4 protein-coding genes are annotated in these 3,151 nt (G+C 63.0%); all 4 read right to left on the minus strand.

Translation table 11 applies throughout. The annotated features are described in order from the left end of the window. Window positions 1-228: 228 nt before the first annotated feature. On the minus strand, window positions 229-681 hold the full coding sequence (locus IVA82_RS32515) for a hypothetical protein (RefSeq protein WP_247493694.1): 453 nt from the start codon (window positions 679-681) through the stop codon (window positions 229-231). A gap of 64 nt (window positions 682-745) precedes the next feature. Then, complete coding sequence (locus IVA82_RS32520) at window positions 746-1,498, minus strand: recombinase family protein (RefSeq protein WP_346658671.1); 753 nt, start codon at window positions 1,496-1,498, stop codon at window positions 746-748. Next, window positions 1,390-2,118 (minus strand): recombinase family protein, encoded by a 729-nt coding sequence (locus IVA82_RS32525; RefSeq protein WP_247381837.1) that lies wholly within the window; start codon window positions 2,116-2,118, stop codon window positions 1,390-1,392. Before IVA82_RS32525 ends, IVA82_RS32520 begins: the two co-directional genes overlap by 109 nt. Beyond that, on the minus strand, window positions 2,115-3,151 hold a 1,037-nt coding region (locus IVA82_RS49160), incomplete at its 5' end, for a tyrosine-type recombinase/integrase (RefSeq protein WP_346659684.1). The genes IVA82_RS32525 and IVA82_RS49160, both read right to left, overlap by 4 nt.

The following is a 3,151-nucleotide window of genomic DNA, read 5'->3' on the forward strand; positions in this document are numbered from 1 at the left end:
ACGCGAGCCTCGTCGGCGAGCAAAGTCGGATCGTCAACCGAATGAAAGCAACGTTGATCCGGCTTGGCATCCGCGGCTTCAATCCCAAGCTGAAGAAGGACTCTAGCGGCGGCTTCTGAGGATTTCCCTTGGCGAAACCTGCCAGGTCCTCGGCCCTGATCACCCAAGGCGCGCCCGCGCAAGCTTGTCGGCCTTTGATGTCGCCGCGGCGAAGCATACGCAGGGCCGTCATGCTGCAGACGCCGATGAGTTTTGCTGCCGCCTCGAGCGTAATCTCACCGCGCTCTGCCCACTCACCGTCGCGGAAGACGGCGATGTCGTGATGATTACGGAAGCCGCGCACGCGCTCTTGCGTCCAGGCATTGCCGTGCCCGGTCTCGATGCGAGTGCGATTGAGCGGCCCGCGATCTGCCGATCCGGCATCAGCCGCGCCAGCTCACGCACGAGTGCGATCGCGTCTTCGGGGATGCGTGGATTGTGCCGGCCAGCCGCATTCAGGCGCTGTTTGACTTGCAGTTGGGTATGGTCGCCGCCTTGCCAGTGCAGGACCGCATGGATGATTGCGTCGTCCTTGCGCACGACGATCTCCGAGAGTGCCGCGCGAAGGATGCGTTTGCGCGTTGCGGCGGTTGCAGCGGGATGCAACCAGGCGCGCTCCAAATCAGCACCAAGTGCCACCAATTGCTGGCGCTCCGGCTCACCGAGCGCCGGCGGACGACGCGCAATCAGGGCGGCGATCTCTCCTTCAAGCTTTGCGACAGCCTGCAATGCCTCGTTCCAGCGGCGCTCCAGCTCGCCGGCGACCAGCCGGTTTGCCGGGTCGACGGCGTCGTACTGTCGGCGCGCGTACGCTGCTTCGTAGCGCCTGCTGCAGCGACAGCTCCAGCTGGCGCTCGGCCGCGCTCGTCGTGCTCGATTGCGCCTCGATCGCTTTGAGTGCTGCTTCGATGCCGAGCGGCTTCAGGACGCGCAGGACCTCGTTACTGATCGCCGCATCGATGCTCAAGCCGCTGATCGAAATGCAGCGCGCGGCACCGTGGTTCGTACGCGCACCATAGCAATTATAGCGGCCGATCTTGCCACTGTAGTGCACATGGAGCTTGCGGCCGCAGTGGCCGCACCGCAGCAGTCCGGGCAGCATCAGCTCGCCTTTACGAGCTGCTCCGCGAGCGAGTGCGCTGCTCATACCGGTCGCATTGTTGGCGATTACCTCGATGTTGTGCTCGAACTCGTCCCAGGTGATATAGGCCGCGTGGTGATCCTTGATCAAGACATCCCATTCGGCCAGGGGCTTTTGCACACCACGCCGGACATGCTTGCGTCCACCTTTGACACTCACACGGCTCTTTGTGCGCCCGAACGCGTAGGCACCTGCATAGATCGGATTGGTCAGAATGTTGTGCACGATGTTGTAGGCCGGCAGCCGCCACACAACACGCCGTGCGCCTCGCCTTGGCGCGACTTGACCGGCAGCTCGATGAATTCCTCTCTCAGCCAGATGTGCACCTGTCTTGCACTTTGCAGCTCGGCGAACTTGGTGAAGACCAGCTGCAAGGCGTCCTGCACGCGTTTGTCCGGATTCTTCTCTATGCGATCGCGCCCGATCTTCAAATAGCCGGCGGCGACACCGAGGACCAGCGCGCCGCGGCGGGCCTTCTTCAGCGCTTCCTGCGAGCGCTGGCGGAACATCGAGAGTTCAAGCTCGCTCATCGTGCCCTTCATGCCAAGCAGCAGCCGATCGTTGGGATGGCGAGGATCGTAGATTCCGTCCTCATCGACGATAAGCGTGCCGACTAATCCACAGAACTCGATCAGCGTACGCCAGTCGCGGCCTTTACGGGCAAGACGCGACGCCTCGATCGCGAGCACAGCGCCGACACGGCCGTCGCAGATCGTTGCAAGCAGCCGCTCGAAGCCGGGACGCGCGATGCCGCCGCCGGACCGGCCGAGGTCGTCGTCAATGACTTCGACGTTGCTCCAGCCAAGCTGCTTGGCGCGATCGACGAGGCTGTATTGGCGCCGTCGGCTCTCATGATTATGCGCGAGTTGGTCTGCTGTCGATTGCCGGATGTAGACGCAGGCGTTGCGGGCGAGATGCTCAGTCGTGATCTTGGTCATCGCCGCTCCCCCCTGTTGCCGCCTTTGCCAGTGCCGACGCGATCTCGCGCAGTAGCACCTCGATGACCATCGCGAGCTCGCTCTTTTGAGGTACACGCAGTTCGACGCACGGTCGCTCGGCCTCGAACAGGCTTGTCTGGAGATTCTCGGATCGGTGCGTCATTCTCTGGTCGCTCCGTTTTTGATTCGGACGCCAGAAAGCCTAGAAGCGCATCGACCTCGTTGCGGAGGGAGCAAAGAACATTCAGGGGAAAATGCGGCTCAACGCTGATCTCGAATCCGGACGCAGCCTCGTCAGTCATCCACGCCGGAAGGCAGGCAAAGGTGCCGTCAAGTTGGTGCACAACGAGAAACGCGGCGCCGCCTCGCTCAAGCCGCCGTCTAACGCCTACCGTCTCGCCGTAGCGAGGATGAAATCGGTAGGTGATGCGTGCTTCAGCCTGTTGTTCGTGGGCAGTATGTCGCCCTTCCGAGCAGCACCTGGATAGCAGCACCTGGATGACGCGGACGTCGATGTTCTGCTCGAGCAGGTGGGTGGCAAAGCTGTGCCGCAAGGTGTGCAATGAGACGCGCTTGTTGATCTCCGCCATCTGGGCCGCAGCGTGACAGGCGCGATTAAGCTGGCGCGTGGTCATCGGCTGGGCCGGATCGCGGCCGGGGAACAGCCAGGCCTGCGGCCGCGCCGCCTTCCACCAGGTCCGCAGCAGATCGAGCAGGTGTTGGGAGAGCATGACGTTCCGGTCCTTGCCGCCCTTGCCCTGCTCGACGCGGATGATCATGCGCTTGCTGTCGATGTCGGCGACCTTGAGCGAGACGACTTCGGTGGCGCGCAGTCCCGCACCATAGGCCACGCTCAGCGCCGCCTTGTACTTCAGCCCCGGCGCGGCATCGAGCAGCCGCGCCACTTCTTCGGGGCTGAGAACCACCGGCAGCTTGCGCGGTTCGTGAACGACAGGGGTATGTTCGAGGATCTCATGCCGCTTCAGCGTGACCCGGAAGAAGAACCGCAGCGTCGAGACGGTCTGATTGATGG

This window comes from Bradyrhizobium sp. 142 (assembly GCF_023074015.1).
Taxonomy (GTDB): Bacteria; Pseudomonadota; Alphaproteobacteria; order Rhizobiales; family Xanthobacteraceae; genus Bradyrhizobium.

Excerpts from the sequence above, each read along its gene's own strand:
- IVA82_RS32525 (WP_247381837.1), bottom strand. The coding sequence starts at position 2,118 with ATGACCAAGATCACGACTGAGCATCTCGCCCGCAACGCCTGCGTCTAC.